Annotated in this window: 24 protein-coding genes and 1 tRNA gene; 13 read left to right on the top strand and 12 right to left on the bottom strand. The window is 59.3% G+C overall.

The window, feature by feature from the left end; all coding sequences use genetic code 11:
- Positions 1–214: hypothetical protein (locus VG146_06735; protein ID HEV2392043.1), on the top strand; the 214-nt coding region annotated here is incomplete at its 5' end.
- 49 nt (positions 215–263) lie between these two features.
- On the opposite strand, the gene VG146_06730 is transcribed toward VG146_06735, so the two are convergent.
- A tRNA-Tyr gene (locus tag VG146_06730) sits at positions 264–349 on the bottom strand.
- A gap of 147 nt (positions 350–496) precedes the next feature.
- Here VG146_06730 and ffh point away from each other — a divergent pair.
- From ffh to VG146_06715, 3 genes are all read left to right on the top strand, one after another.
- Positions 497–1,840 (top strand): signal recognition particle protein, encoded by a 1,344-nt coding sequence (ffh, locus tag VG146_06725; protein ID HEV2392042.1) that lies wholly within the window; start codon positions 497–499, stop codon positions 1,838–1,840.
- 343 nt (positions 1,841–2,183) lie between these two features.
- On the top strand, positions 2,184–2,345 hold the full coding sequence (locus VG146_06720) for a hypothetical protein (GenBank protein HEV2392041.1): 162 nt from the start codon (positions 2,184–2,186) through the stop codon (positions 2,343–2,345).
- A gap of 387 nt (positions 2,346–2,732) precedes the next feature.
- Complete coding sequence (locus tag VG146_06715) at positions 2,733–4,529, top strand: PQQ-dependent sugar dehydrogenase (protein ID HEV2392040.1); 1,797 nt, start codon at positions 2,733–2,735, stop codon at positions 4,527–4,529.
- 43 nt (positions 4,530–4,572) lie between these two features.
- Here the strand turns inward: VG146_06715 and VG146_06710 are convergent, their stop codons facing one another.
- Together VG146_06710 and VG146_06705 are read right to left on the bottom strand one after the other, a co-directional pair.
- A complete protein-coding gene (locus VG146_06710) occupies positions 4,573–4,899 on the bottom strand; it encodes a hypothetical protein (protein HEV2392039.1) in 327 nt (108 codons plus the stop codon).
- 11 nt (positions 4,900–4,910) lie between these two features.
- Positions 4,911–5,813, bottom strand: coding sequence for a prepilin-type N-terminal cleavage/methylation domain-containing protein (locus VG146_06705; GenBank protein HEV2392038.1), 903 nt, complete (start codon positions 5,811–5,813; stop codon positions 4,911–4,913).
- A 675-nt stretch (positions 5,814–6,488) separates the two neighbouring features.
- Between VG146_06705 and VG146_06700 the strand changes: the two genes are divergently transcribed.
- From VG146_06700 to VG146_06685, 4 genes are all read left to right on the top strand, one after another.
- Entirely contained in the window at positions 6,489–6,959 is a 471-nt protein-coding gene (locus tag VG146_06700; protein ID HEV2392037.1) for a DUF559 domain-containing protein, read from the top strand.
- 265 nt (positions 6,960–7,224) lie between these two features.
- Positions 7,225–9,654 (top strand): hypothetical protein, encoded by a 2,430-nt coding sequence (locus VG146_06695; GenBank protein ID HEV2392036.1) that lies wholly within the window; start codon positions 7,225–7,227, stop codon positions 9,652–9,654.
- Between the two features lie 525 nt (positions 9,655–10,179).
- Positions 10,180–10,986: an aldolase/citrate lyase family protein gene (locus tag VG146_06690; GenBank protein ID HEV2392035.1), complete on the top strand. Its 807-nt coding sequence runs from the start codon at positions 10,180–10,182 to the stop codon at positions 10,984–10,986.
- A 148-nt stretch (positions 10,987–11,134) separates the two neighbouring features.
- Positions 11,135–12,889, top strand: coding sequence for a DUF885 domain-containing protein (locus VG146_06685; GenBank protein ID HEV2392034.1), 1,755 nt, complete (start codon positions 11,135–11,137; stop codon positions 12,887–12,889).
- Positions 12,890–13,126: 237 nt separating this feature from the next.
- Here VG146_06685 and VG146_06680 read toward each other — a convergent pair whose 3' ends face one another.
- The 3 genes from VG146_06680 to VG146_06670 are packed head-to-tail and all read right to left on the bottom strand — an operon-like array spanning position 13,127 to position 16,778.
- A complete protein-coding gene (locus tag VG146_06680; GenBank protein HEV2392033.1) occupies positions 13,127–13,702 on the bottom strand; it encodes a hypothetical protein in 576 nt (191 codons plus the stop codon).
- A gap of 36 nt (positions 13,703–13,738) precedes the next feature.
- Positions 13,739–14,974 (bottom strand): DEAD/DEAH box helicase, encoded by a 1,236-nt coding sequence (locus VG146_06675; GenBank protein HEV2392032.1) that lies wholly within the window; start codon positions 14,972–14,974, stop codon positions 13,739–13,741.
- A 1-nt stretch (position 14,975) separates the two neighbouring features.
- Entirely contained in the window at positions 14,976–16,778 is a 1,803-nt protein-coding gene (locus VG146_06670) for a hypothetical protein (GenBank protein HEV2392031.1), read from the bottom strand.
- A 595-nt stretch (positions 16,779–17,373) separates the two neighbouring features.
- Between VG146_06670 and VG146_06665 the strand changes: the two genes are divergently transcribed.
- Positions 17,374–17,784 (top strand): hypothetical protein, encoded by a 411-nt coding sequence (locus tag VG146_06665; protein ID HEV2392030.1) that lies wholly within the window; start codon positions 17,374–17,376, stop codon positions 17,782–17,784.
- Positions 17,785–17,858: 74 nt separating this feature from the next.
- Here the strand turns inward: VG146_06665 and VG146_06660 are convergent, their stop codons facing one another.
- Positions 17,859–18,692, bottom strand: a complete 834-nt coding sequence (locus VG146_06660; protein ID HEV2392029.1) for a Ku protein — start codon at positions 18,690–18,692, stop codon at positions 17,859–17,861.
- Between the two features lie 128 nt (positions 18,693–18,820).
- Between VG146_06660 and VG146_06655 the strand changes: the two genes are divergently transcribed.
- Positions 18,821–19,759, top strand: coding sequence for a hexose kinase (locus VG146_06655; GenBank protein HEV2392028.1), 939 nt, complete (start codon positions 18,821–18,823; stop codon positions 19,757–19,759).
- Between the two features lie 5 nt (positions 19,760–19,764).
- On the opposite strand, the gene VG146_06650 is transcribed toward VG146_06655, so the two are convergent.
- A complete protein-coding gene (locus VG146_06650; GenBank protein HEV2392027.1) occupies positions 19,765–20,025 on the bottom strand; it encodes a hypothetical protein in 261 nt (86 codons plus the stop codon).
- 20 nt (positions 20,026–20,045) lie between these two features.
- Between VG146_06650 and thiH the strand changes: the two genes are divergently transcribed.
- The 3 genes from thiH (at position 20,046) to VG146_06635 (ending at position 22,767) form a co-directional block, all read left to right on the top strand.
- Positions 20,046–21,236, top strand: a complete 1,191-nt coding sequence (thiH, locus tag VG146_06645; protein ID HEV2392026.1) for a 2-iminoacetate synthase ThiH — start codon at positions 20,046–20,048, stop codon at positions 21,234–21,236.
- 33 nt (positions 21,237–21,269) lie between these two features.
- On the top strand, positions 21,270–21,479 hold the full coding sequence (gene thiS / locus VG146_06640) for a sulfur carrier protein ThiS (protein ID HEV2392025.1): 210 nt from the start codon (positions 21,270–21,272) through the stop codon (positions 21,477–21,479).
- 79 nt (positions 21,480–21,558) lie between these two features.
- Positions 21,559–22,767, top strand: coding sequence for a mechanosensitive ion channel family protein (locus VG146_06635; protein HEV2392024.1), 1,209 nt, complete (start codon positions 21,559–21,561; stop codon positions 22,765–22,767).
- Positions 22,768–22,786: 19 nt separating this feature from the next.
- On the opposite strand, the gene VG146_06630 is transcribed toward VG146_06635, so the two are convergent.
- The 4 genes from VG146_06630 to VG146_06615 form a co-directional block, all read right to left on the bottom strand.
- Entirely contained in the window at positions 22,787–23,164 is a 378-nt protein-coding gene (locus VG146_06630; GenBank protein ID HEV2392023.1) for a hypothetical protein, read from the bottom strand.
- 5 nt (positions 23,165–23,169) lie between these two features.
- On the bottom strand, positions 23,170–23,454 hold the full coding sequence (locus VG146_06625; GenBank protein HEV2392022.1) for a hypothetical protein: 285 nt from the start codon (positions 23,452–23,454) through the stop codon (positions 23,170–23,172).
- A gap of 70 nt (positions 23,455–23,524) precedes the next feature.
- The gene (locus tag VG146_06620; GenBank protein ID HEV2392021.1) at positions 23,525–25,501 is read right to left on the bottom strand and encodes an Rne/Rng family ribonuclease; all 1,977 of its coding nucleotides are present in this window, start codon (positions 25,499–25,501) and stop codon (positions 23,525–23,527) included.
- Between the two features lies 1 nt (position 25,502).
- A complete protein-coding gene (locus VG146_06615) occupies positions 25,503–26,714 on the bottom strand; it encodes an FtsW/RodA/SpoVE family cell cycle protein (GenBank protein ID HEV2392020.1) in 1,212 nt (403 codons plus the stop codon).
- Between the last annotated feature and the right edge of the window lies 1 nt (position 26,715).

The following is a 26,715-nucleotide window of genomic DNA, read 5'->3' as shown; positions in this document are numbered from 1 at the left end:
AACGCTCCTTGGGCACGGCAAAGCGCGTGCGGACACGCTGCCAAAGCACGGCATCGCCACCACCAAAAGCATACACAAAGCACGCAATGCAATTGATCTGATCGGAATCTGCCCGTCGGCTTTGTATGCTTTCTGTATGCTTTCTGAGCATCATTTCGGAAAAGTCGGCAAGAGTCAGGAAACGCACAGAAGCGAACAACCCCAAGGCGATTGAAACTGCGCTTTGCGAGGGAAAATCGGCTTCGTTCAGCCGTTTTGAGAGGTGGTGGTAGGTGATGGATTCGAACCATCGAAGGCGTAAGCCAGCAGATTTACAGTCTGCCCCCGTTGGCCACTTGGGTAACCTACCGCCGGATAGCCGAAGCGTTGATGGCGGAAACCGGGCCAGCCACCCCCAAAGAGCCGTCTTGGCCGGACCATCAAACGCTACGCGAGCGGTGAATCTAGCCGAAGCGGCGGCCTTGTCAATGCGCTCCTGGCGCCCTACTGTGAGGCCATGTTCGATGCGCTGAGCGGGAAACTCCAGAATGCCTTCAAGAACCTCCGCGGGCTGGGCAAGCTCTCCGAAAATAATGTCGGGGAGGCCCTGCGCGAGGTGCGTTTGGCTCTGCTCGAAGCGGATGTGAATTTCAAGGTCGCGCGCGATTTCATCGAGCGGGTCCGCGCGAAGTCCCTCGGACAAGAGGTCATCCAGAGCATCCAGCCCGGGCAGCAAATCATCAAGATCATCCACGATGAGATGGTGGAGCTGCTGGGGTCCGCCAATGCCACAATGCAGTTGAGCGGCAATCCCAGTTGCGTGCTGATGGCCGGATTGCACGGCTCGGGCAAGACCACCACGGCGGCCAAGCTGGGGCGCTTGCTGCTCAAGCAGGGGCGCACTCCGCTTCTGGTGGCTGCCGATGTGTACCGCCCGGCGGCGATGGACCAGCTCCAAAAGCTCGGCGAGCAGGCTCAACTGCCCGTCTATGCGCATCACGGGGAAACGGACGTGCTGAAGATCGCCCGGGAAGCCCTCGAAGCCGCCCGGGCAGGCAACCGCAATACGCTCATTTTCGACACGGCAGGCCGGTTGCAGATCGACGAACCGCTGGTGCAGGAATTGGTCCGCCTGCGCGATTTGGTCAAGCCGCAGGAAGTGTTGCTGGTGCTGGACGCGGCCACGGGGCAGGAGGCGGTGAATGTGGCGGCGCATTTTGACAAGGCGCTGAACATCACCGGTTCGATTCTGACCAAGCTGGATGGGGACGCGCGAGGCGGGGCGGCGTTAAGCCTCAAGGCGGTGACGGGCAAGCCGATCAAATTCGCCGGGATAGGCGAGAAGCTGGAGGATTTCGAGCCGTTTCATCCGGAGCGCATGGCTTCACGGATTCTGGGCATGGGCGACGTGGTCAGCCTGGTCGAGAAAGCGGCCGAGGCGGTCGATATGGACAAAGCGATGCGGCTCGAAGAGAAGATGCGCAAGGGGCAGTTTTCGCTCGAGGATTTTCTCGATCAGTTGCGCCAGATGAAAAAGTTGGGTCCGCTGGAATCAATTATCGGGATGCTCCCGGGCGGCGCTGAGATAGCCAAGAACAATGATTTGAGCAAACAGGAAAAGGAGTTCCGTCACATGGAAGCGATGATATGCGGGATGACCCTGCAGGAGCGGCGCAATCCGCACATCCTGAACGCCAAGAGGCGGCAGCGCATCGCCAAGGGCAGCGGCACGACGGTCACCGAACTCAACACGATGCTTAACAAGTTCGCCCAAATGCAGCAGATGATGAAGAAGATGGGCAAATTCCAGAAGATGATGGCCAAGATGGGCGGCGGTGCAGCAGGTTTGATCAAGAGGTAGCCACCCGGTTTTTCCGCGTACAGAGGAGTCTGCAACATGCGTTACGACCGCAAGGTGCTCATGCTTCTCTCTCTCCTTCCGAAGGGGGTATCTGTTTAGCCCGCTCGCGCCGGCGCTTAGTAACGCAGGTTCCACCCCTTTGTCATTACCACGTTTTCTTTGAGGAAACTCGAGGACTTCTAATCGCAGGCGGTTTTCGCTGGCCTGACCCAGAGCCAGCCGCGGGTTCAAACCCGCAGGGGTAACCTGTTTATAGTACCCGCCCCGTTATTAGCGCCGCCAAACCCCGTAGGGGTGACCTCACCCACCATCAATCGAGCGGCCTAAAAGTGTATCTCTCTTCATGCTGGACCTCGTACCTCTTGAGAAACCGGAGGTATTCGTCTCGGAAACCCCTTCGCGCATGATGGCGTTCCTGGTTGCCGATGTAATCGATTATTCCCACAGCTTTCGGCAGGTCACCCCTACGGGGTTTGGTGTCTTCAGGGCGGGGGCGTTACTATAAACAGGCCACCCCCTAACGGGGGTTTTGAGACCAGGCGCCGCAAGTCCACTTAAATGAGCACATGGAAAAATGTGGGTAATGACAAGAGCTTTCAACCTGCTGTACCGCCGACTTCCAGCCGGTAGGGACTCCGAGCAACCGCAAGGTGGAAAGCTCGGTGCGTCCGGGCTGATCGCTCCTGTTGGTAATGCCTCAGTGACTACGGGGGTGCCGGCTGAAGCCGGCGTTCCGGACGCGCGGAACGCCGCCTTTAGGCGGCAGCGCCCGCCGTCACTAACCGATTACTCCTGTTGCGGTTTGAGTGCTTGCCGTATGGCGGGCTTGGGTTATTCTGCGCTTTAGCCATATATTGTGCGGAACTGAGCAGGAATTGTAATCATGCAAAAAATGTCACCTCGAAGATTGTTCCAGCGCGCGGTGGCGCCCGCCATGTTGTTGATCGCCGCCCTGACGCCACTAAACCTGGACGCCCAGGAGACGCCTCCGGGCAATGCCGCGCGGGGCAAGGCCTTTTTTCAAGTCAATTGCGCGGTTTGCCATTCGCCGGTGTTGGGGCCGGACAACACGGTGATCATGAAACAAGGGCCGAGCCTGGTCGGCGTATTGGGGCGGCCCGCAGGGTCGCAGCCAAATTTCAATTACACCAAGGCGATACGGCAATCGGGGTTTACATGGAACCCGGCCACTTTGAACCGTTTTTTGTCCAACCCGATGGTGGTAGTGCCCGGCACGACGATGCCGATACCGGTGGCGGACCCGGCCAATCGCGCCGATGTCATCGCTTATCTTGCAACGCTGAAAATCCCGGAAGGCGTGACGCTAAAATACGAGGTCCTGCCCGAGACAGCCGGGGGAACAGACCCGAACGACTGGCAGCGCCAGGCCCCGGGAGCGCAACATCATTTCACGGAGGCCGAGATGCCCAAGCCCTACGAGACGAAGTCTGCTGGCAATGGCCCCGAGGTGGTGCCGGCCCCGGCGAACGCGACGCTGGCAGTGCCGCCTGGCTTCACCGTGAAGCTATTCGCCAATGGCCTGCACAACCCGCGCCTGCTGCGCACCGCGCCAAATGGGGACATCTTCATCGCCGAGACGGGTCGCAACCGGATTCGAGTCATGCGGACGACGGACGGGGCGGATGCGCCGAAGGAGAACCAGCTTTTCGCGGAGGGCCTGGACCGTCCATTCGGCATCTCGTTTTATCCGCCGGGCGACAACCCGCAGTGGATGTACGTGGCCAACAACAATTCTGTGGTGCGCTTGCCCTATCACAGCGGGGATTTGAAGGCCGGCGGGGCGCCGGAGGTGATTGTGCCCAAGCTGGCGGATGGCACCGGCGGCCACAGCACTCGCGACGTGGTGTTTTCCAAGGACGGCAAGCGCATGTTCATTTCAGTGGGTTCCGGCTCGAATGTGGCTGACCGAATGAAGAAGAAGACGCCCGAGGAAATCCGGGCGTGGGAGGCTGAGCATGGGGTGGGAGCAGCCTGGGGACCGGAAATGAACCGGGCCGACATCCTGGTGACCGACCCGGAGGGACATCAGCCTTTTCATCCGTTCGCCACGGGCGTCCGCAACGGCGTCGGTTTGGCGGTCAACCCGGAAACAGGCGATTTGTGGGTCTCCACCAATGAGCGTGACGCTCTGGGGGACAACCTGGTGCCGGACTACGTGACTCGAGTGAAAGAGGGGGGCTACTACGGCTGGCCCTGGTATTACATTGGCAACCACGAGGACCCCAGGCATGCCGGCGAACGCCCCGACCTGGCGGGCAAGGCAATTGTCCCCGACGTGCTCGAGCAATCACATTCGGCCTCGCTGCAAATGACCTTTTACACCGCGACCGCCGGCGTGGCGGCGTTTCCGGCGGATTTTCGCGGCGACGCCTTTGTGGCGCTTCATGGGTCATGGAACCGCACCATTCGCACCGGTTACAAGGTCATCCGCGTGCTGCTCAACCACGGGGCCCCCACGGGGCAGTATGACGATTTCCTAACGGGGTTTGTAGTCGATAACCACAGTGTGTGGGGCCGGCCAGTGGGGGTCACGGTGGCCCACGACGGCGCCTTATTGATAACCGAAGACGGCAACGGGACGATGTGGCGCATCGCCTACGGGCAGGAGAAGTTTACGCAAACTGATTCCCCGGCAAGCCCCTCGCCAAAGCTTGTCGTCGCAAGATAGAGACTTGAGCAGGCCTCCGTCACGCGGGTTGGTGGCAGACTGCCTATTGGCCGGCTCCCGCAGCCTCCTGGGCCTTCTTCTTGACTTGATCCGACAGATCGGCAACCGCCTTTTTCTGTTGGTCGGTAAGGCCAGGCGTGCTGGCGAGTTTATCGAGATCACCGAGAGCGTCCGTGTAGTACGACCCCTGGATGTCCATTATCGTTTTTCTCACCGTGGCCTGCGTGTCGCCTTGTGCCGCCGCGAACGCTTGAACCAGAGGCGCGCCGTTCACCTCTTGGAATGCCGCACCCGGGGGCGGTTTTTGTTGCTTACAACCCACCACAGCCGTGGCGCAGAGAAGACAAATTGTCAGTATCCACCGATTCATCTGTGAATAAATCAGTATGATGTGTTTGGCCCGACGGTGCCCCCATGCCAGGAGAGCCAATGGATATCGGCGTCACCTCGGGCGCCATAAATTGCCCCGTTGTTGTATTGCCCGTTGATAGCGCCAACGTGCTGGGCCTTAGGCTGCGACATGCAAGCAATCCATTTGTGAATCTCCCCGTGGCCGTCCGCGAAAGTTACTCCACAGGCTCCATTGTGGTACGTGGCAGGGATGTCTGTCACTTGCGTAGGGTTCTGTGGGTTAAAGAAACCGGCATCATTGATGCTGTCAGGATGCTCGTCTATGTAAACCCAAGTCTGGGCAACACCGGGGTACAGGAAGGAATAATCGTTTGTGTATTGCTGGTAAACTCCAGCGGCCCAAGGACCTGCATTGGCGTTGCCGGGACCAACCCCGATGTTTCCTGAAAGGCTGCGCACGCGGGACTTAAATCCTGCCGAGAGTTGCGGTGCAGATAGGTAATTGTCGGCGGGACATTTGAAAACTGAAGGATTCTTTAGGTATTGGCCGAACCTGGCGTACTTGGCGCTGATCAAGAAATTGAGGTTGGTATTATCAGGGCTGGTTGACCAATCAAGCCATCCCTCGACCCAGCCGGGACCGTAAACAGCGGGATAATTGCCGTTCATCGCATCGCCACCGTGGAATGCGGGACAGAGCTTGCTGTTGTTATCCAGGTTGTACATGTGCCAGGCGAGAATAATCTGTTTCAGGTTATTCAGGCACGAGATGCCCTGGGCCTTTTGCCTGGCTTTGGTCAGGGCGGGCAGGAGCATCGCCGCCAGAATGGCGATGATGGCAATTACGACCAACAGCTCGATGAGCGTGAAACCCCGGCGCAATGCGCCAACGGTGGAGGTATCTCTTGAAGCGGCCTGTTTTGAATCATTCATACAGTTCAGTAGAAACCCTGCGCATAAGGTGTGCTTTGTGCTGTTACGGAATATCATCGATTGCCCCCCGTTATGTCAATAGACATTTTTGAAAAAAAATAAAGATTGGCCGGGGGCCTCCATTAAGCCGTCCCTCGGGATTTTTCGCCGTGAGAGCGCCGCCCTCACTCTCCCCCTCCTTCGCAAGCCAGGCAGGCCAAGTCTTACAATGAAAAATCTAGAATGCTCAATGCTCAATAAGCCCGCAATCATTGATCATTGAGTATTGATCATTTTTCATCTGCCATTTTTCGGACTCTGCCGTTTTTTCCTCATTTCCTACCTCCGCGCTCTGCCAGGTTCCCTCTCCCCGTTTGCGGGGAGAGGGTCAGGGAGAGGGGCCCGTTCGCTGGGTGACGCTTAGGACTCTCATGGTCGGGTGCAGCGAATGGGGCCTCCTCTCCCCGCCCCTCTCCTCCAAAGGGAGGAGAGGGAGATCGCGTTTTGCGCCGCAGTCGCCTAAACGCAATGGCAGTGCGGCGCGCCGCTCCTCCCTGAGGATGGAGGGAGAGGGGGTGAGCGCCTGCCGACCACCGACCACCGATAGCGCGCGCTGCCAGGTTCCCTCTCCCCGTCTGCGGGGAGAGGGGGCCCTTTACCTTGCCTCCACGCTGAGGTCCTTGTACTGTGCCGCTGATGAATCCAACCCCCAACCTGCGCCGTCTTCGACGTGACCAAACCAGGGAAGAAAAGCAGCTTTGGCGCGCTTTGCGGGCCGGCCGGTTTGCCGGATTCAAATTTCGCCGCCAACATCCGATTGGCCAGTATGCCCTTGATTTTTACTGTCCTTTGGCCCGGCTCTCGATCGAACTGGATGGCTTTTCACACGGCTTGCCTCAGCAGATGGCTCATGACATCGGGCGAGAGAAGTTTCTTGAGGAGCGAGGCATTGAGGAGCTGCGGTTTTGGAACCGGCAGTGGCGTCAGAACCGGGAAGGAGTGTTGGTGGAGATTTGGCACGCCCTTCAGCGCAGGACGGGCTGCACTCAAATCATGCGCAAACTGGAAAATCAGACCTACCTGCCCCTGCCTGTGGACCAACTCGGAAAGAAGCCGGCCCGAAAACCACCGTGGGAGAACCACTACACTCATGGGCGAGGCATGTAAAAGACCTCCTCTCCCGAGCCCTCTCCTCCAAAGAAGGAGAGGGGGGAGCACGCTTTCAGCGTGCAGCCAGCATGAGACGCCGCTGTCACTCCAGTGTCAGGGCGCTTCCCTGGGCATGACTGTGGGATGCACTGCACACAGAGGGACCCCTCTCCCCTTCCGAAGGGGAGAGGGAGAATCCTCGGGATCTCGCGGTTGTAGCGCAGATTGCAGATTTCTCTGTGAAGGGCGCCTTCGGCGTCATATATGGCGGGCACGCGCGCGCGTGGCCTGGATTGCTGCGGCGCTCGTCATGGCGTTGCGTTGCGCCGCCGGATACGACCTGAACAATGCAGTCGTGGTTCGCCCCCCTAATCTGTCCGCGCAGGAACAGAAGGCGGTGACGATGCTGGTCGAGGAAGTCGAGAAGCGAACCCACATTCGCTGGCCGGTGACCGAGCATTGGCCATCCAACATACCGGTCATCGCCGTCGGTCCACGGTCCGAACTGAGCGCCTTTGCCGGGCCATTCGCACTCGAGTTGGAGCGCAGGAGCCAACCGCCCGCCCCGGAGGGTTACCGCTTGCGCGCAAAGGAAACGCGCGGAAATCCGGCGGCGCTCGTTATTGGCAACGATGCCCGAGGCGTGCTCTTCGGCGTTGGCCGGTTGTTGCGCGAACTGCGCATGGAGCGAGGGAGCGCAACGTTGCCCGCTGGCCTTGACATCCAAACGGCCCCCAAATACAAGCTGCGCGGCCATCAGCTCGGCTACCGGCCCAAGTGCAATTCCTACGATGCCTGGGACCTGCCGGTTTGGGAGCAGTACATCCGCGACCTGGCGGTATTCGGCTGCAACGCCATCGAACTGATTCCGCCTCGCTCGGATGACGCGGCATTCAGCCCGCATTTTCCCCGCCCGCAAATGGAGATGATGATCGGCATGTCCGGCCTGGCGGACTCCTATGGCCTGGATGTGTGGATTTGGTATCCGGCCATGGACAAGGATTATTCCAACCCGCAAACCGTCCAGTCCGCTCTGCGCGAATGGGGTGAGGTGTTCCGCAAGCTGCCGCGAATCGATGCGGTATTTGTGCCTGGCGGTGACCCGGGCCATACCGAGCCGAAATGGCTGATGGCGTTGCTCGAGAAGCAAACTCAAAATCTCCATCGCTACCACCCGCGAGCGCAGATGTGGGTATCGCCCCAGAGCTTCAACCAGGCCTGGCTGGATGAATTCATTGGGATACTCAACCGGGAGCGGCCTGCCTGGTTGAGCGGGATTGTCTATGGCCCGCAGGTGAGAATCAGCCTGCCGCGCCTGCGCCAGCTTGTGCCCGCCCAATACCCCATTCGCCACTACCCCGACATCACCCATTCGCGCCAGTGCCAGTATCCCGTGCCGGATTGGGATACGGCCTACGCGGTCACCGAGGCGCGCGAGTGCATCAACCCGCGGCCCGAGGGCGAGGCGGCCATCTTCCGGAAAATGCAGCCCTACACCATCGGTTTCCTGACCTATTCGGAAGGGTGCAATGACGACGTGAACAAAATGGTTTGGAGCGCGCTGGGCTGGGACCCCGATGCCCCGGTGCGGGCTATCCTGCGACAATATAGCCGCTATTTTATCGGCGAGCGTTATGCAGAGAGTTTCGCGCAGGGCCTTCTGGCCCTCGAACGCGATTGGCATGGCGAATTGCTCACCAATATCAGCGTCGAAGCAACGCTCGCATCGTTTCAAAAGCTCGAAAAGGACGCCACACCAGCGGACCTGAAAAACTGGCGGTTTCAGCAGGGCCTTTTTCGCGCCTATTACGACGCCTATATCCGGCAGCGGTTGCTTTTTGAGACGAGCCTCGAACAACAGGCCATGGAACAGTTGCGCGACGCCCCGGCGCAGGGCGCGATGAAGGCGATGGACGCGGCGGCCAATGTTCTGAGCCGCGCAACAAGCCAGCGCGTCTCGCAAAGCCGCCGTGAGCGCATCCTGGAATTAGGCGAGGCCCTGTTCCAAAGCATCGGGATGCAATTGAGCGTGGAAAGGTACCAGGCCAGCGGCATCGATCGCGGCGCCAGCCTCGATACACTCGAATATCCTTTGAATGATCGGTTTTGGCTCGATGCGCGGTTCGCTCAAATCCGCAAAATCACTTCCGAGAACGAGCGGCTCGATGCCCTCCGTCAAATCGTGGATTGGACCAATCCTGGCCCAGGCGGTTTTTACGATGACCTGGGCCACGTTGGCCGCCAGCCGCACCTTGCGCGCGGTCTGGGCTTTCTCGAAGACCCCGGCTCGATGGAGTCCAGCCGGGTCGATTTTGAGGAGGACCTGGTGGTGGACGAGCCGGAAGAGAAAGCGGGCGGGCCGCGGCGTGTTTCATGGATTGACCACGCCGAGAGCCTTTATGATACTCCGTTGCGGATGCACTACACCGGGCTGGACCCAAAGGCGAACTACAAGATTAGGGTGGTCTATGCAGGGGACAGTCCCTTTCGCAAGATTCGGCTAATGGCCGGCGGGAATATAGAGGTTCACCCTTATATCACGAAACCATTCCCGTTTAAACCGGTCGAGTTTCCCATTCCCCATGCGGCAACCGAGGGCGGTGAATTGGCGCTGAGCTGGTTTGGCGAGCCAAGGCTGGGCGGCAATGGCCGCGCCTGCCAGGTCTCCGAGGTGTGGCTTTTGAAAGACACTGGACCGGGGGCTCCCCCCTGACCAGAATTCCATACGGCCTCATGGCTCAACACCTTCATAGGAATTACGGGGAGGACCGTCTTGCGCGGAAGGGCGTCCCAAATCTCCACCAACACCCCTTCGCGGTTCTGACGCCATTGCCGGCTCCAAAACCGCAGCTCCTCATTTTTCCATCTGCGCATTTAAGTGGACTTGCGGCACCCGATCCCAAAACCCCCGCTCGGGGGTGGCCTGTTTATAGTAACGCCCCTGCCCAGAAGACACCAAACCCCGCAGGGGTGACTTGCCGGAAGCTGTCGCGTCTCTGTCGATTGATGGTGGGCGAGGTCACCCCTACGGGGTTTGGCGGCGCTGGCAGCCGGGCGGGTACTATAAACAGGTTCCCCCTACGGGGTTTGAACCCGCGGCTGGCCCTGGGTCCAAGCCACCGAAAACCACATGCGATTAGAAGTCCTCAAGTTTTCTCGCAGAAAACGCGGGGTCACTCCCTGTAATCTGTCCCAAGGCCCCATTTTTTAAATCACCTCCGAAAAACTCTCCACCCAAATGCAATCAACCTCGCACGAATGGAAAAACCCGGTAAAGGAACAGTTGGCTCGAGGCCAGGCGGTAATTGGGGCCGTCATTAGCGTCAATAACGTCGAAGTCGCGGCGCACGTGGCGGGCCTCGGTTTCGACTTTCTCTGGATCGAAATGGAGCACTCGCCGGTCTCGCTCGAAGGCTTGCGAAACATGGTCCTGGCCACGCGTGGCCTCAAAGCGGCGCCGTTCGCGCGACCGCCGGTAAACGAACTCTGGACCGCTAAACGGGTCCTGGATGCCGGAGTCCTGGGCGTTATTTTCCCATTTACGCGCACGGCGGCGCTGGCGCGCCAGGCTGCAGCGGCCTGCCGTTATCCGCCCGCCGGCTTGCGTGGCTCGGGCGCGAACCTGGCCCAGGCCCGCTGGCCTGCCCCGGAAGGCTATTACGATTTTGCCGATCAAAATATCCTCGTGGTCGCGGTCGTCGAGGATACTTCCGCCGTTGAACACATCGACGAAATCGCGGCCACACCGGGCGTGGACGTGCTGTTCATCGGCACCAGCGACCTTTCCTTTTCTCTGGGACTGCGCGGAGCTCAGGACCATCCCACGCTCGATGCGGCGGTGGCGAAAATAGCGGTTGCCGGCAAGAAACATGGAAAGGCCCTCGGCAGACCGGCATGGAGTTCCGAGCAGGTCCAGAAATACCGCCAACAAGGCTTTCAGTTTTTCATGACAGCCACGGACCTGGAACTTATGAGCGCAGGGGCGAACCAGTTGCTTGGGCCGCTGGGAAAAGCAAAATGCGCAACACCAGTCGCTGGGCTTTAGCACTCATGGAGCGCGCCGGCAAAGCGCAGCGACGACGGCGCTTTTGCCCACATGCGCAGCCAGTTCCAAAGCGGCGTCGCGCTTCGCTTGCCGCCGCGCTCCATAATGTGAGGCCGTCCCTGCGTCGTCACTAGCCTTTTGGAGCTTTATGAGAAACTCGTTATGCCGCGCCCTGGCGCTGGTTTTCATCCTGATGAACCTTCATGCCCAGGCCCAAACCCAGGAGCAAAAACTCGAAGTCTTTTTCAAGGCATACCTGGACGATTATTTCCGCATGCGCCCCATGGAAGCCACGCGGCTGGGCGACCACCGATTCGATTGCCAACTCGATGACCTGAGCGCGCCGGCCCGGGCGGCATGGCGCCGCCGAACCGAGCGGGCCATGGCGGAGTTGCCCAGGCAAATTGATTACGCCAGCCTCTCCCGCCCCGCGCAAATTGATTTCGAGATACTGCAACATTCCCTCAAGACAGACCTGTGGCTGACGGATAACCTGCATCCGTTCAGGGAAGACCCGCGTGTTTACAACGGTTACATCAACGATTGCGTGTACTTGTTGCTGACGCAATCGACAATGCCGCTGGAGACCAATGTAGCCAATTGCATCGCGCGAATGGGGCAAATCCCCAGGATCGTCGCTGCCGCAAGGGAGAACCTGCGCAACCCGCCCCGGGTCCATACCGAAACGGCTATCCGGCAGAACCGGGGTGCGATTAACTTTTATCAGCACGACCTGTTTGAGTTCGCGGGAGCGACACGCCAGCTCGACGCGCTCAAGGCCGCCGCCGTGCCTGTGGTGGACTGTTTAAAACAATACCAGGATTTTCTCGAAAAGGACCTGTTGCCAAGGGCCAATGGCGAGTGGCGGCTGGGACCAAAAAAGTTCGCGCGCAAGCTCGACCTGGAACTGGATGCCGCAGTGAACGCGGACCAGGTGATGGCGGATGCCGAGGCTGAGTTCGCCCGGGTGACTCGCGACATGTATGTCATCGCGCGCCAGCTTTGGAGCCGCTATCACCCGGGACAAGCCCTCCCTCCGGACGACCCGGAAGGCCGGCGCGCAACCGTCGAGGAGGTCCTGGCTGCGGTTGCCAAAGACCATGGCCGGTCCGAAGACCTTACCCGGGAAATGGTGGCGCGGGTCGCCCGGCTCAAAAAATTCATTACCGACAATAACATCCTGCAACTGCCCGAGCCGGACCGCTGCCAGGTTGTCGAGATGCCTGAATTCCGGCGCGGCAATTCAACTGCGTACATGGAGGCGCCCCCGCCGCTGGACCCCAATGCCGCCGGCCAATTGGCCGTCAGCCCGCCACCGAAAGATTGGGACGCCCGGCGCGTCGAGAGTTACCTCAAAGAATACAATGACCACATGCTCGACATCCTGACGATTCATGAGGGCTATCCCGGGCACGCGGTCCAGTTGCAGTATATGAACCGGAACCCGTCGCTGATTCGGCGCTTGCTGCAATCAGGCGTGTACATCGAAGGGTGGGCTGTCTATACCGAACAGATGATGCTGGACCAGGGGTATGGCCAGGGGGATCTCGCGCTGCGGCTCAACCAGCTCAAGTTTTATCTCCGCACAGTCGCCAACACCATCCTCGACCACAAAATGCATTGCTCGAACCTCTCGGATGACGAGGCCCTGCGGTTTCTGACCCATGACTGTTTCCAATCCGAAGGCGAGGCGCGGTTGAAGATTATCCGGGCTAAACAGAGCTCGTGCCAGCTCTCGACCTATTTTGTCGGGCGCATGGCCCATTACCGTCTGCGCCAGCAAATTGAGCGTGAGCTGGGACCCAGGTTCTCTTTAGCCCGCTATCACGAAGCGGTTCTTGAACCGGGTGCGGTGCCGGTGAAATACCTGCCGGAACTGGTTCGAAGCAAGCTAGGCAGGTAAGCTCCAACCATGCGGCGACCGGGCGCATTGAGCATTGAGAATTGAGCATTTTACATTTTTCATTGCGCGCAGCTCTGTAAAGATTCTCGGCGCCTCGTAAAAACTGTCAGAGGCCGCAATAAAAAATAGCAAATGCTCAATGTGCAATGCTCAATGCGCAATGGTAAGGCCTCATTGACGACGGGGCTGCCGGCTGAAGCTGGCGTTTTCCGGACGCGCGGAACCAGTTATCTATCCTCATGCTCCCTGGCTTTCGGCCTGAAGACCGTCCCAGGTCTCCAGATAAAGCTGTTGAGCGGCGGGCGCGACCGCCAGGTTGCGCGGCAATTTGCGGCGCAGGATTAATTCAACTACATCCGCTCGGTCTTTGAGACGACGCAAAGGCGCGCCAAACCAGCTATCCAATTTGAGAGAGACGAGTTCCTCGAGGGTCACCAACTGGAGCTTGTCCGCCACTTTGGTGGGAAATGGAAAGGGGACCTTGTTGCCAGGTCTCAGCACCGCGCCCCCGGGCAGCAGATCGACAATCACATGGTTTCGGCGGTCTTCGACTCCATCCTGACGCACCGGGATGCGGATGAAGGGGCCGCTTACGTTTGCGGTGAGAAATTCGACTGCTTCCAACGCATCCGGCACAACGATGTCCACATCGATGGTGACGCGGGGGTAACCATGCTCCTGGACCGCAATCCCGCCAACAATCAGATGCGGAATCTCAAAATGCGCCAAGGTCTCGACGGCATCGCGGGCAGTTTGAACCACTCCCGCTGTGCCGGTATTCTCACGCAAAAGATAAGCATCCGGATTGGCCATCAACCAATTCTAGCATTTTGCTTATCCCGATTCAACCTACCGCCGGCGCCGCGCGGGTCCGTAGAAGTAACCGCCGCGCACCCGTGCGCCGCGAGCGCGCATAGGCCCGCCCTGGGGCTGGCCGGGCTTGCCCTCCTCGAAGAGGGCGGTGTAGCGGTAATCAAAGTTCTCGAGTTTAACGCGCGGGATTTTCTGGCCGATAAAGCGCTCGATGGCCTGCACGTGGCGGCCATCCTCGGCGACCATCAAGGTGAACGCATCGCCCTTGGCCTCCATCCGCCCAGTGCGCCCGATGCGGTGAATGTAATCTTCCGGATGCTGCGGCACATCGTAATTGATGACGTGGCTTACGTCAGCGATATCGAGTCCTCTGGCGGCGATGTCTGTTGCCACCAGCACTTCGTAGCGGCCATCCCGAAACCCGCGAAGGGCTTGCTCGCGCTCTCGCTGCGTGCGATTGGAATGGAGCACCGCCACCGCGTGGTTGTTTCGCTTGAGCAAATGCGCTGCGCGGTCCGCGCCATACTTGGTCCGGCAAAAGACAATCACCGAATCGTAGTTGACCCGCCGAAGCAATTCCAGGAGCAGGTCCGTCTTCTGCGCCTCGGCTACAGCGTAGATGACATGCTTGACCGTTTCGACCGGGGTGCGGCGCGGTCCGATTTCGACGGTTTGGGGCGATTTCATGGCCCACTGGATGAGCGTCTCGATCTCGGGCGGGATGGTGGCCGAAAAGAGCGAGGTGTGCCGCTCGCGCGGGCATCTTTGCAGGATGCGCCGCACATCCGGGAGGAAACCCATATCGAGCATCCGGTCGGCCTCATCGAGCACCAGGAATTTGATCTGGTCCAGCCGGCAACATCCCTGCTGAATCAAATCCAGCAGGCGCCCGGGGGTGGCGACCAGGACATCCACGCCATTGCGCAAGGCCTCGCGCTGCGCGCCATATCCCACTCCACCAAACATCACCGCCACGTGCAAATCGGTGAACCGCGCAAAATCCCGAAACGCAGTTTCCACCTGAGCGGCCAGCTCACGGGTTGGTTCGAGCACGAGCACCCGGGGTTGGGGCTGGTGCTGGCCGAGTTGAGAAAGGATCGGCAGCGCAAAGGCGGCGGTCTTGCCGGTGCCGGTTTGGGCGCTGCCGATGACATCCCGGCCTGCCATGATCAAGGGGATGGCCCGAAGCTGAATGGGCGTCGGTTCCGTATAGCCCATGGCCTTGACGCCTTCGAGCATCGGATGGGAGAGTCCTAGTTTGCTGAAAGCCATTTCAGAGATGCGAGCCTAAAGGCGCGGGGGATGTTTGGGCCGCCGGCTCTTCAGTTTCAGCTTGGATTGATTCCTTCCGGCTCGGCTCTGAAGTGGAACTGGGCTCGAAATGTTCTGTCTTCAAGCCATTGGACGGCAGAGCTTCCTCTGACTGCGGGGGCGTAAGGCCGCCCTGGTGCTCGAGAGCAGGCTTCTCATCGGCAGGTTGTGGAGCAGATTCAACCGGCATTCCTGATGATGCGGCAGGCGCGGCATCCGCCAACGTCGCCGGCTCGGCAGGCCGGGCCTGAACCGTTTCCGGCGCGGAGGGGCCGGTCTCGCTGGCAGGCGCGGGCTGTCTGGGCGCCGACTTTGGCGGCTTGGGGATTGGTTTTTTGGCCGTTTCCAAAACGCCATTTGCAAATTCGATGACGTGCCCCTGGTGGATAAGCCAATGGAGATCGGAAATGACAGCCGTCTGTTCCGGTGTTGGCTCGCTGCGGGCCGGGGCGGTGGGATTCTCGGCAGGCGCAGGCGGTGGGACTGGTTGAGCCGCCGCAGGCGCAGGGGCGAGCGCCTCGACCAACTGGCGCCGTGTGCATTTGGGCTGCGCGTTAATGAATTCCACAATCCGCTGGACCCCTTCCGAAACCGGCGTGAGGACCAGGTCCAAATAGTGCGGACGGGCTACCGATACGTGGGTGATGGTCTTATTGACCTTAAAGAACTGGAGGCCGTGACCAGCAAACTGCTGGCTCAGCACCGTGGCTATCTGGAGTGGGAATCGGCGTTGATCCTCCCAGGCGCTGCGGGCCAGCCGCGCCAGCCCATCACAGCGCAAGGCGCGCGCGGCGGTGCCCGCCATCGATTGCCTCTCGACTTGCTTAATAATGTTGTCCTTGTGCGTCTCGCGGAAGTGCTTCTCGACGGCTTCCATGCTCCCCAGGCGCGCCGGCTCAGGCAGATTCAAGCAAAGATACTCCGTCTTCCAGCTTTGGTCTTCGACCCATTTCTTGACTACCTCTTCGTCGCGAACAATTTTGACGCGCGCCTTATAGGCCTCGAAGGGCATGCGGGAAAAGCGTTCGGCGTGCAGCTTGCGCAATTGGTTCTGATAATCGTGGTGGTTAGGCGGGCCCAGGATGGTTCCGCTCATGCCGCATTGGGCGACAAAGGTGTACTTACCTTTTGGCGGTTCGGTCGCTGTGCGCTCGGGCAGGTAAAACGTCGTGAAATGCTTCTTTAACACGTGGGCGATGGCTTCCTCTTCCGAAAGCCAAAGCGTCTCGTCCAGTGCGCACAGGAATAAGGGCTGGAGCGGCTGGCCCTGGGCGTTCTTTCTTATTTCGAACACGACCGTGTGCCGTTCCGGCTTCTGTAAAATCATCTGGGCGATATCGAACAACGGATACGCCCGGCCTGCCATTTTGATTTGCCTCGCCAGCGATTCAACCCCTTTTTCCTCCGGCACGATATTCACAGCGATCTCCGGTAGAGGCGGTGGCGGTTCACGGCGGGGACGCCGGTCCCCTGGACGCGCATCGAACCCCGCATCGCGTCCGGCCTGGGGTCTTGGTCCGCCACCAGGTCTGCCCTGGCGGCCCTCGGAGTCCGTCCTTCGCCGGCGATCACCTCCGGGTGGGCGCGCGCCAGCGTGCTGGCCGGCAGGCCGGCCCTGCCGCCGCGGCCCGCGCGGGCCTTTCTCATCTCGCCGCTGTGCTTCGCCCTCATATTTGGCGTATTTAATCGCAGAGGGCGCCTCCTGTGCCCAGGCAGGCAGAAAAAGCTTCTCGAGGTCAAATTCGTTATCTGGTACTATGCTCATTTACTTCACTTCAGGCGCTAAGAAAGGTGCGCCTTTCAAATGCCGCTTGTGCAGCATGGAGTGCCCTCGGCCAGATTGCAAGCGTGGTAATCGAGACTATAGTAACGCCTCAGTGACTACGGGGCTGCCGGCTGAAGCCGGCGTTCCGGACGCGCGGAACGCCGCCTTTAGGCGGCAGCGCCCGCCGTCACTAACCGATTACAGACTATAGGGGCTCAAAGGGCTCACCCTAGGCGGTGCAACCCTGGTGTAGTAAAGCAATATTCTAAGCGCATTCTGGGAATGGGTCGGGTCTCCGGACGTCCTGGTCCTCGAAACCCCTGAAAAATGGAGGACGAGGAGGAGGACGGCGGCAATTCTATTATTAAAACCTGCTCTTGGCTGCTCTGCGGTAATCCCAACCCATTCCGGCTCAAGAGACTATAATCCCGGAAATCCCGATAGTTTCCAAGGGCGTCATTTCCTCGAGGTTGATTGCATCTCTGCCCGCGTGTTGTAACCAAACGAGCCGCCAAGCGTCTCTTATGTTGTAACGAAATGGCCGCTGTCCCAAACCGAATCGGCAGTGGGTCGAAAACAGAAAAACTAAAAGAACATGAAAATGCAGAAAACCAGTTTAATTGCAGCGCTGGCAATGGGCGCGCTATTGACCTGCGCAACTGTTGCGCAGGCCCAGGATACCAATGCTGCCCCCAGACGGGGCGGAAGAATGACCCTCCAGCAGCGCGTGGACCGTATCTCCACCCAACTTGACCTCTCGTCAGACCAGAAAACCAAAGTCACGGCAGCTCTTGAAGCCGAGGGCAAGCAAATGCGCGAACTGCGCAACGACAGCAGCCTCTCGCGCAATGACCGGCGTGAAAAAGTCCGTGCTTTGCGTGAAGACACCAATAAGAAGTTCAAAGACATTCTCAGCTCCGATCAGTATGAGAAATGGCAGAAGATCCGCAGCCAGATGGCGCGCCCCCGGCGCAATGCTGCCGGCGGCCAGGGCAACGGCCAGTAGCGTCCGAAATCCCTCGCATCCTTAAAAGGATTGCTGGTTGTGGCGGCGCTCGACAGAGCGCCGCTCTTTTTTACCTATGCCGCTTTGCGGTGGGCGACCGTGGCAGCGGTCTTCTTTCGGGGTTGCTTCTGGGTTTTGCCAAGACTCTCCTGCAACAGTGCAACCAGATCGATAACCTTACCCGGAGGATGCTTCTGCTCGGGCGGAGCCGACGGCATCTTGCGCCCGCCTGCCTTGACCTTCTGCTCGATGATCTTCATTAACGACTCGCGGTACTCATCGTGATATTTTTCTGCTTCCCACTTGCCGGTCATGGTCTCCACCAGGGAGAGCGCCATTTTCAACTCCTTTTCCCCGATGTCCGTTTTGGCCGGACGCAACTCGGCCGGGTCGCGCAACTCGCCGGCAAAGTGCATCGTTTCCAGCAGCAGGACACCCTCCAGCGGCCTTAACAAGGCCAAGTGCTCCCGCGGGGGGCGGATGACCACTTTGGCCACGCCGGCCAGCCCGCTTTTCTCCAGCGCCGTGCGCAGGAGCACATAGGCCTTCACCCCGCTCTTCTCTGGCGCCAAAAAATAAGGGGCTTCATAAAAGCGCGGTTCAATCTCCTCCGCTTTGACAAACTCCCGGATATCCACCGTCTGGTTGGATTTAAGCTGCACGCGCTGGAAATCCTCGTTGGTCAAAACCACGTACTGGTCCTTCTCATATTCGAATCCCTTCACGATATGTTCTTTGGGGACTTCCTTGCCATCGGCCTCAGCTACCTTTTTGTACCGAATGCGGCTGTGGTCCGAATCCCGGAGGAGGTCGAGATCGACTGTGGCCTGGCGGCTCAGAGCGGAGTACAGGCCGACCGGGATGTTCACGAGGCCGAAACTGATCGCTCCTTTCCACAGCGGTCGCATGAATCAATGTACGCCGCGCTGGACGCAGTCCGAATGGGGTACTCCCCTCCGAAACTTGGTTTGCTCAGAGCAGCCTGGCGTGTGAGACTCCGCCGAGGCCGGCAAATGCTTTGACTGATTAGAGACAAATGACCTCGACAATTCTGTGCATTGGACCTACACCCGCTGCCCAGCGGGTGATGCTCTTTCCTCAGTTTGTGACCGATGCAGTCAATCGCGCAGCAACCACTCTGGACGGAGCTGCAGGCAAATCGATTAACGTGGCCAAAGTGCTCAAAGCGCTCGGCCAAGAGCCTCTAGCGGCTGGGTTCTTGGGAGGCGACCGGGGCGCCTGGGTGCGCGAGGCACTTCTGAAGCTTGGAGTGGAAATTGATTTCGTGACGGTTCCCGAGCGCACCCGCCAGTGCATTACTATTATCGACCAGTCTTGCGGGAAGGTGACTGAGTTGGTCGAGGAAAGTCGCGCTGTTTCCAGCAGCTATTATGAGGCGCTCTATGGCCGCATCGCCGCGCGCAGTAAAGACTGCGCCGCTCTTGTGATGTCCGGGACCCTCACTCCTGGTGGGCCGGTTGATTTCTACGCGCGTTGCACTCGGCTGGCGCATCAAACAGGGGCGCTCTCGATAGTCGATGCCAAAGGGGCTCCTCTGCTGGAATCGTTGAAGGCGCAACCCGGGCTGGTGAAGCCCAATCGGGCGGAGTTGGTTGCCACCTTCGGGCAGCCGCTCGAGAATGAGGAGGCCCTCATCGCGGCCATGCGCCGAATCCTTCAGCTTGGCGCCCGGCGAGTAGTCGTCACCGCCGGCAAAGAACCTGCCCTGGCGTTGGATGGACATGAGGTGTGGCGAATCCATTCTCCCACTGTTGCCGCCGTGAACCCGATTGGTTCCGGCGACGCCTTCACGGCAGGATTGGCCTGGCGCCTGGTACAGGGCCAACAGCTTAGCCAGGCGTGCAGTTGGGCGGCCGCTCTCGGCGCAGCCAATGCCTTGTCGGCCATGCCGGGAGACATCGAGCCCGCTGCAGTGGATCGCCTGGCGGCCGAGGTCAAAGTGGAGCGCATTTGATTGGGTTAGAGCATATCCAGCGGGGCGGGCCCTGAGGGCGGCGGAAAGAGGCGCTCCAGTTCGGAAAGCTGCTCTGAGTTGAGTGGATGCTGCAGAGCGCCGAGATTTTCCTTCAAGCGTTCGCGGCGGCTTGTCTTGGGAATGACGAGCACATCCTCTTTAGCCAACAGGGCGGGCTTGCTGATGCGTGGGCAGCAATTCTCGCTCAGCCGGCCTGTTTTCGCCAAAGAAAGGGGCCGGCCGGGCCGGCTCTCGACAATTGCCACGGCTTTGCTAGGTTTTGCCGATGAGTTTTACCGGCGTATTCGATTCGCTTTGCCTTCCGAGGCTCGTGCAGCGGTCGCTGGGCGCCTCGCCCCAAGCTGTTCGGCAAAGCATGGGATGCGCCGTGTTGTCCCTGAACGATTTTGCCCACCTCATCTCACCCGCTGCGGGCGAGTTTCTCGAACCGCTTGGCAGGGCGGCACAGCAACTGACGCGGCAGCGCTTTGGGAAGGTCATCCGGCTTTTTGCGCCGCTCTATCTGTCGAATGAATGCATCAACAACTGCCGGTATTGCGGGTTCTCGCGCGACAACCCGATCCTGCGCGTCACGCTGCAGGTTACCGAGGTGCAGCGGGAGGCCAGGGCGCTGGCCGCGCAAGGCTTCCGCAATATCCTGCTGGTCTCAGGCGAGCATCCGAAATTCGTTTCGAACACTTACCTGGCGGAGTGCGTGCGGGCGGTGCATGAGCTGGCCCCCAGTGTCTCGCTCGAAATCGGGCCGATGGAAACAGCGGATTACGCGCCCCTGGTTCAGGCCGGCGCAGACGGCTTGGTCGTGTACCAGGAAACTTACGACCGCGCGATTTACGAACAAATGCACACCTCGGGGCCAAAACGGAACTTTACTTCCCGCCTTCAAACACCTGAACGCGCCTATGCCGCCGGGTTCCGGCGATTGGGAGTCGGCGCGTTATACGGGCTGGCCGATTGGCGTTTCGAGGCCCTGAGCGTGGCGGCGCATGCTCAGTATCTGCTCCGGGAATGTTGGAAGGCGTCGCTAACGATTTCACTGCCCCGGCTGCGGCCTTGTGCCGGCGAGTTCCAACCGCTTACCCAAATGACGGATCGCGACATGGTCCAATTGGTCTGCGCCTTTCGTCTGATGTTCCCCGATGTGGGGCTTGTCCTTTCGACGCGTGAATCGCCCAAGCTTCGGGACGGGCTCATTCCGTTGGGAATTACTTTGATGAGCGCCGGAAGCCATACCGAACCGGGCGGCTATACTGGGGCAGGCAAGGAAACGCTCCACCACACCGAACGCGGGCGGATTGTCGAGTTAGGCGCCAGCGAATGGGCCCCTAACGGAGAGATGCGGGCCACCGGGCAATTCCAGATTGCTGACGAGCGCCCGCCGCATGAGGTCGCTGAACGCATCCGGCGTTTGGGTTATGAGCCGGTCTGGAAGGATTGGGATACGGCCCTGACAGCCTGAGGCGGCCAGGCCGCGCGCCGACAGGCACCGTGCATGAATTCTGCCATTATCACAGCTAACGGACAGCCCACAGAAGCGACATTGCCCTGCTCGCTCGAAGAGTTTTTAATCGCGCGCCAACTGCCGCCGCGCAGTGTGGTCGTTGAGCATAACGGACAGGCGGTTGCCCCTTCGGAATTCGCGCGGCGCCAAGTGCGCCCCGGGGATCGCCTGGAAATTGTGCGGATTGTGGCGGGGGGCTGAGAACCAAAACGGGGCGATGTCAGTGGGCCGTTTTTAAAACAGGTGCGAAGGCGCAATCAGCAGATTGTCCATACATCCAATGAAATTGAAGCTGGAACGGCTTTTTCGCCTGGCCTTGGTCCTGGCAGGGATTGCTTGGGCCTGGAGTCTATGGGCAGCGGCGGTAACCGTCACCAATAAACCACCTGCCTCCACCAACGAACTTTCGGCCCTGGTCCGCAACGTCGAGCAGTGGCAAGCGCACCCTCTGACCTTCAGACTCGATGAAATTGCGCTCTTTCGCGAGGTGACGTTTCTGGGCGAGCCCCTTTGGAAGTACATCGCCTCGGTGATCTACATCCTCCTGGCGTTCCTCATTTCGAAGCTCATTCATTTTATCACCAACTTCTGGTTAAAGCGGGTTGCCACACACAGCGAGGTGAAGGGGTTGTTGGTCAAGCTGCTGCACGGGCCAATCCAGCTTGTTGTGTTCGTGGCGCTGCTGGATATCGGGCTCAACCTGTTCGATTGGTCTGTGCTGGCGAAATTGTATCTCTCGAAGGCCTTTATCGTGGTGGTCGCGGCGTCCTTGACGTACCTGGCCATCAAGGTGCTCGGGCTGTTGCTGGGCATCTGGCGCCGACGCCACGGACAGGAGGGAGACCGCAAGTTCAATGACGAACTGTTTTCGGTCATCCATATCAGCCTGAACACCTTTGTGATCGTGGTGGCCATTCTGGTCACCGCGCAAAACATGGACGTTAATATCACGGCGGCAATTGCTTCTCTGTCGATTGGCGGGCTGGCCGTCGGTCTGGCGGCGCAGGACACCCTGGGCAACTTGTTTGGCGCTGTGGCGGTTTTCGTGGATAAGCCCTTTCGTGTGGGCGATCAGATCAAGCTCGATGGGGCCGAAGGAACCGTCGAGGCCGTGGGTCTGCGCAGCACCCGAGTGCGCAGCCCGGATGGCCATTTGGTGGCGGTGCCCAATAAGACAATGGGCAACAGCATTATCACCAACCTATCCCGCCGCCCCAGCATTAAAACGGTGACGAACCTATCGCTGGCGCACGAGTTGCCGGCCGAAAAGATTAAACGCGCGCTGGCGTTGCTGGAAACCATCTATCGGGGCCAGCCGATGACACAGGATGTGTGGATCAGCTTCAACCAGTTTAGCGGCGCGGCAAGTAATATCCTGATCACCCACTGGTGGAAAGGGACCGATTACCAGAAATACCTGGCCGGGATACAGGAGATTAACCTGGCTATTAAAGAACGGTTCGCCGCCGAGGGAATAGCGTTTGCGTAGGATGAAGAAGGCAGCCGCTTTATTTTTTCATCGGTGTGGGTGTGGGCGGGGCGGGTGCTGCGGCAGAGTTGGTTAGCACGTCCTGCAGGCGATATTTCGCAGCAATGGGTGCGAAATCAGGGTGCGCGCGACTATACTCAGCCAACCTCCTCACGAAATCCTGCATTTGCCCCGCGCCGCGGTTATACTCGGCCACCATAGCCTCAGTTTGCTGGCGCGCCGCCTGGACATCGTTTTTGGACCACTTCCATTGGCGCGCCAGGAAGATAGTGAGTGTGCCGCTCACGACAATTAACAGGATTAAAATGGAGCCTAACATCTGTCTTAGTGCCTGGCACTCGGCGCGCAATTCCGCCACCTCGGGCGGCGGGGTAGGTGAATTGGGGAGGTCGTCCATAAAAACTATTTGGAAGCGGGTTTGTTGTTTGATGTGGAGCCAGTGTTTGGCGGGATTAAGCCGGCCCCCTCGAGGATGGGGTCAATGGCCGGGTTTCTTTTGCTGTACTCGAGGGTCTCACTGGCGAGCGACTGGATAAACGCCCGCCTGCTCTGAACGGCCACGACCTCTCGTTGCAGGTCCCGGAATTCCCGCGCGTAGGCGATGTACCGCCAACACAAGAACAATGAGGCCAGGGCGCTGAGGAACAAAATGAATAGCAGGACCGTCGTTAATGGACTGTTTCTCATAGAATTCGGGCAACTGTAATGAACCGGCGCCGGGCCTGTCCAATCCCTTTTTCGCGCATACGAGAGCCCGTTATTTATCCCCGCCGACGTTGGCGAGTTCTTCGTTATTTGCCATGTTGACGATCTTGAATTGCTCGGCGTGCAGCGCGGGGTCCTTGCGGAAATTGAGCTTTCCGAAATAGCGCTTCTCCATTTCGATCAGGTGTTTCTCATCCTCGGTGCGGAGGCGTTCAAGAATCGACGGATGCACGATGATCAGCAACTGGAAATCCGATTCCTCGCGCGGACGTTTCTTGAGGATTTCACCGAGCTTGCGCTGGATTTCCACGCTCATAGTGAGGGCGCTCTTGACCTTGCCGCGGCCCTTGCAGTACGGGCAATCGTCATAGACAGCGGCGTTGACGCTTTCGGAATGGCGCTGGCGGGTCATCTCCATGAGGCCAAGCTGGGAAATGGGCAGGACGTGCGTCTTGGCCTTATCCCGGCGCAGGCCTTCTTTCATGCGGAAATAGACCTGCTGCTGGTCGCGGCGGGATTTCATATCGATGAAATCCAGCACGATCAGGCCGCCCATGTTGCGCAGGCGCAGTTGGCGGGAGATTTCATCGGCTGCTTCCAGGTTAACCTTCAGGATTGAGGATTCCTGGTCCTTGCCGCCTTTATGCCGGCCCGTGTTGACATCGATGGCCACCAGCGCTTCGGTCTCATCCACGACGATATACCCGCCGCTCTTGAGATGGACCTGGCGGGAGAAGGCATTTTCCAACTGGCGTGTGATATTGAAGCGATCGAAGATGGGCTGGGGGTCAGTGTAGAGTTTGACCTTGTCGGCTGAGCGGGTGGAGATGCGTGAGATCATCTCGCGCATGCGTTCATAGGCCCTGGGGCTATCGACCACGATTCGATCGACATCCTCGGTGAGGAAATCGCGCACCGTGCGTTCGATGAGGTCGGGTTCCTGGAAGATGCAGGTGGCGGGGGGCTGCGCCTTTTTACGTTCCTGGATTTGTTCCCACTCTTCGAGCAGCAGGGCCAGGTCGCGCACGAAATAGCGGGTCTGCTGGCCTTCACCCACGGTGCGCATAATGACGCCCATGCCCTCCGGAATAGTCAATTCCCGAAGAATCTTCTTGAGACGTTGGCGTTCCTGCTGGTTCTCGATTTTACGCGAGATGCCGCTCTGGTCGGAGTTGGGCAGCAGGACCAGGTAGCGGCCAGGCAGGACGATATTGGTTGTGACACGGGGCCCTTTGGTCCCGATCGGGCCTTTAGTTACCTGAACAATGATCTCGCTGCCGGGGGGATAGACGCGGGGGATGTCTTTCTGGGTGATTTTGGGTTTGTCGCGCCGTCTGCCCTCGCGCTCGACGATTTCGACGCCGCTATCGAAGCTGCTGGGGACGATGTCCCAGTAATGCAGGAATGCATTCTTCTCGAAACCGATATCGACAAAGGCGGCTTTGAGGCCGTCCTCGAGGTTGCGAACCTTGCCTTTGAAGATGCTGCCGACCAGGCGCTCTTCGGAGGTGCGCTCGATGTTGAATTCTTCGAGCCGGCCATCTTCGGAAACGGCGACGCGTGTTTCGAGGTTTTCGGCGTTGATGATGACCTCTTTGTGGGACTGTTTGGCGGGTTTGATCAGGCGCTGGACGCGTTTGACCAGTGTGGTCGCCGCCGCCTTGATGCTGTCCACAAGGCCGCGGTTCTGTTCCGGGACACGGACGGGTTCGAATTCTTTTTCCTCCTGGACCTCGGCTGGGGTTTGGAGGTTGGGTTCGCGGAAATTGCGTTTGCTGGGGACCGGCAGGGTAGAGGCATCGAGGGGCGCGCCTTCGGGAGGCAGGCCGGCGGCGATGTTTTCGGCGCGCTCGATTTCGCCTGCGTGGCGGCGTTCATAGACCTTTTCCTGGGCAGCCTGTTGTCCGACGGCATCGGCGCGGGCCTGGAGCGCGTCGCGGTCAGTGCGCTGTTGGATATGGCCCAGGCCGCCTGTGGGGCGGAAGCGCATGGCGCCCCGGCGGCGTCTGGAGAAATTACGTTCACTCATATTAATAAGCCTTTCGATAGATATAGACGTTTTGTAACAAGCCCATGGCGATTAACGAGCCGAGCACCGACGATCCGCCGTAAGAGAGCAGCGGCAGTGGCACACCCGTCACGGGCATAATCCGAATGTTCATGCCGATATTGATAAAGACATGGCTGAACAGGAGTGTGACAACTCCGACAGCCAGCAATCTGCCCAGGCGATCGCGCGCCTGGCTGGCGATGCGTATCCCGGTGAACAGGACCGCTCCATACAGCATGAGCACGGTCACGCTGCCGACAAACCCCTTTTCCTCGGCAATGACGGAGAAAATGAAGTCGTTATGCGCCACAGCCCGAGGCAGGTAGCCCAGGGCATTTTGCGTGCCCTGCCGCCAGCCTTTGCCCATCAGCCCACCTGAGCCGACGGAAATCAACGCCTGCCGCACATTATGCGAATCATCGAACTGCTGTTTGCGCAGGCGTTCTCTCTCCGCCTTTGGCGCGCCGGGCGGAGCATATTCTTGGTCGAAGTACACCAGCAGCCGGCGGCGCTGGTAATCTTGCATTTTGAAAATCTGCCAATTGGGGGGCGCGAAGAGCACGCCCACCAGGAACAAAGCGCCCAAAACCCCTACGCCGCCGACCAACTGGAGCAGGAATCGCTTGGGGACGCCGGCCACATACAACATCATGAGGCCGGTGGGCAGCAACACCAATGCCGAGCCAAGGTCCGGCTCGCGCAGGATCAGCAAAAACGGCAACAGCAGCAGCCCCAGCGCTTTAAGGAAATTGGGAGCGTGCCGCAATTCATCCTGCGGGCAGCTTAAAAAATGGGCCAGGGCCAAAATAAAGGTGAGTTTGGCGAATTCGGAGGGTTGAAATTGGAAATAACCGAGATCGATCCAACGCATGGCGCCCCAGCCGTGAGTGGTGCCGATGTGGGGGATCAAGACGGCAATGAGTGGCAGGATGGAAAGCCAATAGAGGGCCAGAGACCAACGGGCGACGCGGCGGTAATCGACCAGGCACACAGCGATGGCGGCGGCGATGCCGAGGGTGTACCAGACGATCTGTCGGAACCAGCTTTGGCTGTACCAGGGCAAGCTGGGGACATTGTTGACCATTGTGGCGCTGTAGATGAAGGCGCACCCAATGAGCATGAGGGCGCCCAAAGCCGCCAGTTGCAGGCGGTCCAAAGTTCGTTGGTGTTCGTTGAGGCTGGCGTCAAACATG

Source organism: Verrucomicrobiia bacterium (genome assembly GCA_035946615.1).
GTDB lineage: Bacteria > Verrucomicrobiota > Verrucomicrobiia > Limisphaerales > UBA8199 > DASYZB01.
The sequence above is the reverse complement of the archived record's forward strand: the minus strand, read 5'-3'. Positions and strand labels throughout refer to the sequence as shown.

What these genes read in the sequence shown, in the direction of transcription:
- VG146_06680 (HEV2392033.1), bottom strand. Translation starts at nt 13,702, where the DNA reads ATGGCCAATCCGGATGCTTATCTTTTGCGTGAGAATACCGGCACAGCG.
- VG146_06665 (HEV2392030.1), top strand. Translation starts at nt 17,374, where the DNA reads ATGAAAATGCAGAAAACCAGTTTAATTGCAGCGCTGGCAATGGGCGCG.
- VG146_06630 (HEV2392023.1), bottom strand. Translation starts at nt 23,164, where the DNA reads ATGGACGACCTCCCCAATTCACCTACCCCGCCGCCCGAGGTGGCGGAA.
- VG146_06635 (HEV2392024.1), top strand. Translation starts at nt 21,559, where the DNA reads ATGAAATTGAAGCTGGAACGGCTTTTTCGCCTGGCCTTGGTCCTGGCA.
- VG146_06675 (HEV2392032.1), bottom strand. Translation starts at nt 14,974, where the DNA reads ATGGCTTTCAGCAAACTAGGACTCTCCCATCCGATGCTCGAAGGCGTC.
- thiS (HEV2392025.1), top strand. Translation starts at nt 21,270, where the DNA reads ATGAATTCTGCCATTATCACAGCTAACGGACAGCCCACAGAAGCGACA.
- VG146_06705 (HEV2392038.1), bottom strand. Translation starts at nt 5,813, where the DNA reads ATGAATGATTCAAAACAGGCCGCTTCAAGAGATACCTCCACCGTTGGC.
- VG146_06625 (HEV2392022.1), bottom strand. Translation starts at nt 23,454, where the DNA reads ATGAGAAACAGTCCATTAACGACGGTCCTGCTATTCATTTTGTTCCTC.
- VG146_06620 (HEV2392021.1), bottom strand. Translation starts at nt 25,501, where the DNA reads ATGAGTGAACGTAATTTCTCCAGACGCCGCCGGGGCGCCATGCGCTTC.
- VG146_06615 (HEV2392020.1), bottom strand. Translation starts at nt 26,714, where the DNA reads ATGTTTGACGCCAGCCTCAACGAACACCAACGAACTTTGGACCGCCTG.
- VG146_06690 (HEV2392035.1), top strand. Translation starts at nt 10,180, where the DNA reads ATGCAATCAACCTCGCACGAATGGAAAAACCCGGTAAAGGAACAGTTG.
- VG146_06720 (HEV2392041.1), top strand. Translation starts at nt 2,184, where the DNA reads ATGCTGGACCTCGTACCTCTTGAGAAACCGGAGGTATTCGTCTCGGAA.
- VG146_06670 (HEV2392031.1), bottom strand. Translation starts at nt 16,778, where the DNA reads ATGAGCATAGTACCAGATAACGAATTTGACCTCGAGAAGCTTTTTCTG.
- VG146_06660 (HEV2392029.1), bottom strand. Translation starts at nt 18,692, where the DNA reads ATGCGACCGCTGTGGAAAGGAGCGATCAGTTTCGGCCTCGTGAACATC.
- VG146_06710 (HEV2392039.1), bottom strand. Translation starts at nt 4,899, where the DNA reads ATGAATCGGTGGATACTGACAATTTGTCTTCTCTGCGCCACGGCTGTG.
- VG146_06685 (HEV2392034.1), top strand. Translation starts at nt 11,135, where the DNA reads ATGAGAAACTCGTTATGCCGCGCCCTGGCGCTGGTTTTCATCCTGATG.
- ffh (HEV2392042.1), top strand. Translation starts at nt 497, where the DNA reads ATGTTCGATGCGCTGAGCGGGAAACTCCAGAATGCCTTCAAGAACCTC.
- VG146_06655 (HEV2392028.1), top strand. Translation starts at nt 18,821, where the DNA reads ATGACCTCGACAATTCTGTGCATTGGACCTACACCCGCTGCCCAGCGG.
- VG146_06715 (HEV2392040.1), top strand. Translation starts at nt 2,733, where the DNA reads ATGTCACCTCGAAGATTGTTCCAGCGCGCGGTGGCGCCCGCCATGTTG.
- VG146_06700 (HEV2392037.1), top strand. Translation starts at nt 6,489, where the DNA reads ATGAATCCAACCCCCAACCTGCGCCGTCTTCGACGTGACCAAACCAGG.
- thiH (HEV2392026.1), top strand. Translation starts at nt 20,046, where the DNA reads ATGAGTTTTACCGGCGTATTCGATTCGCTTTGCCTTCCGAGGCTCGTG.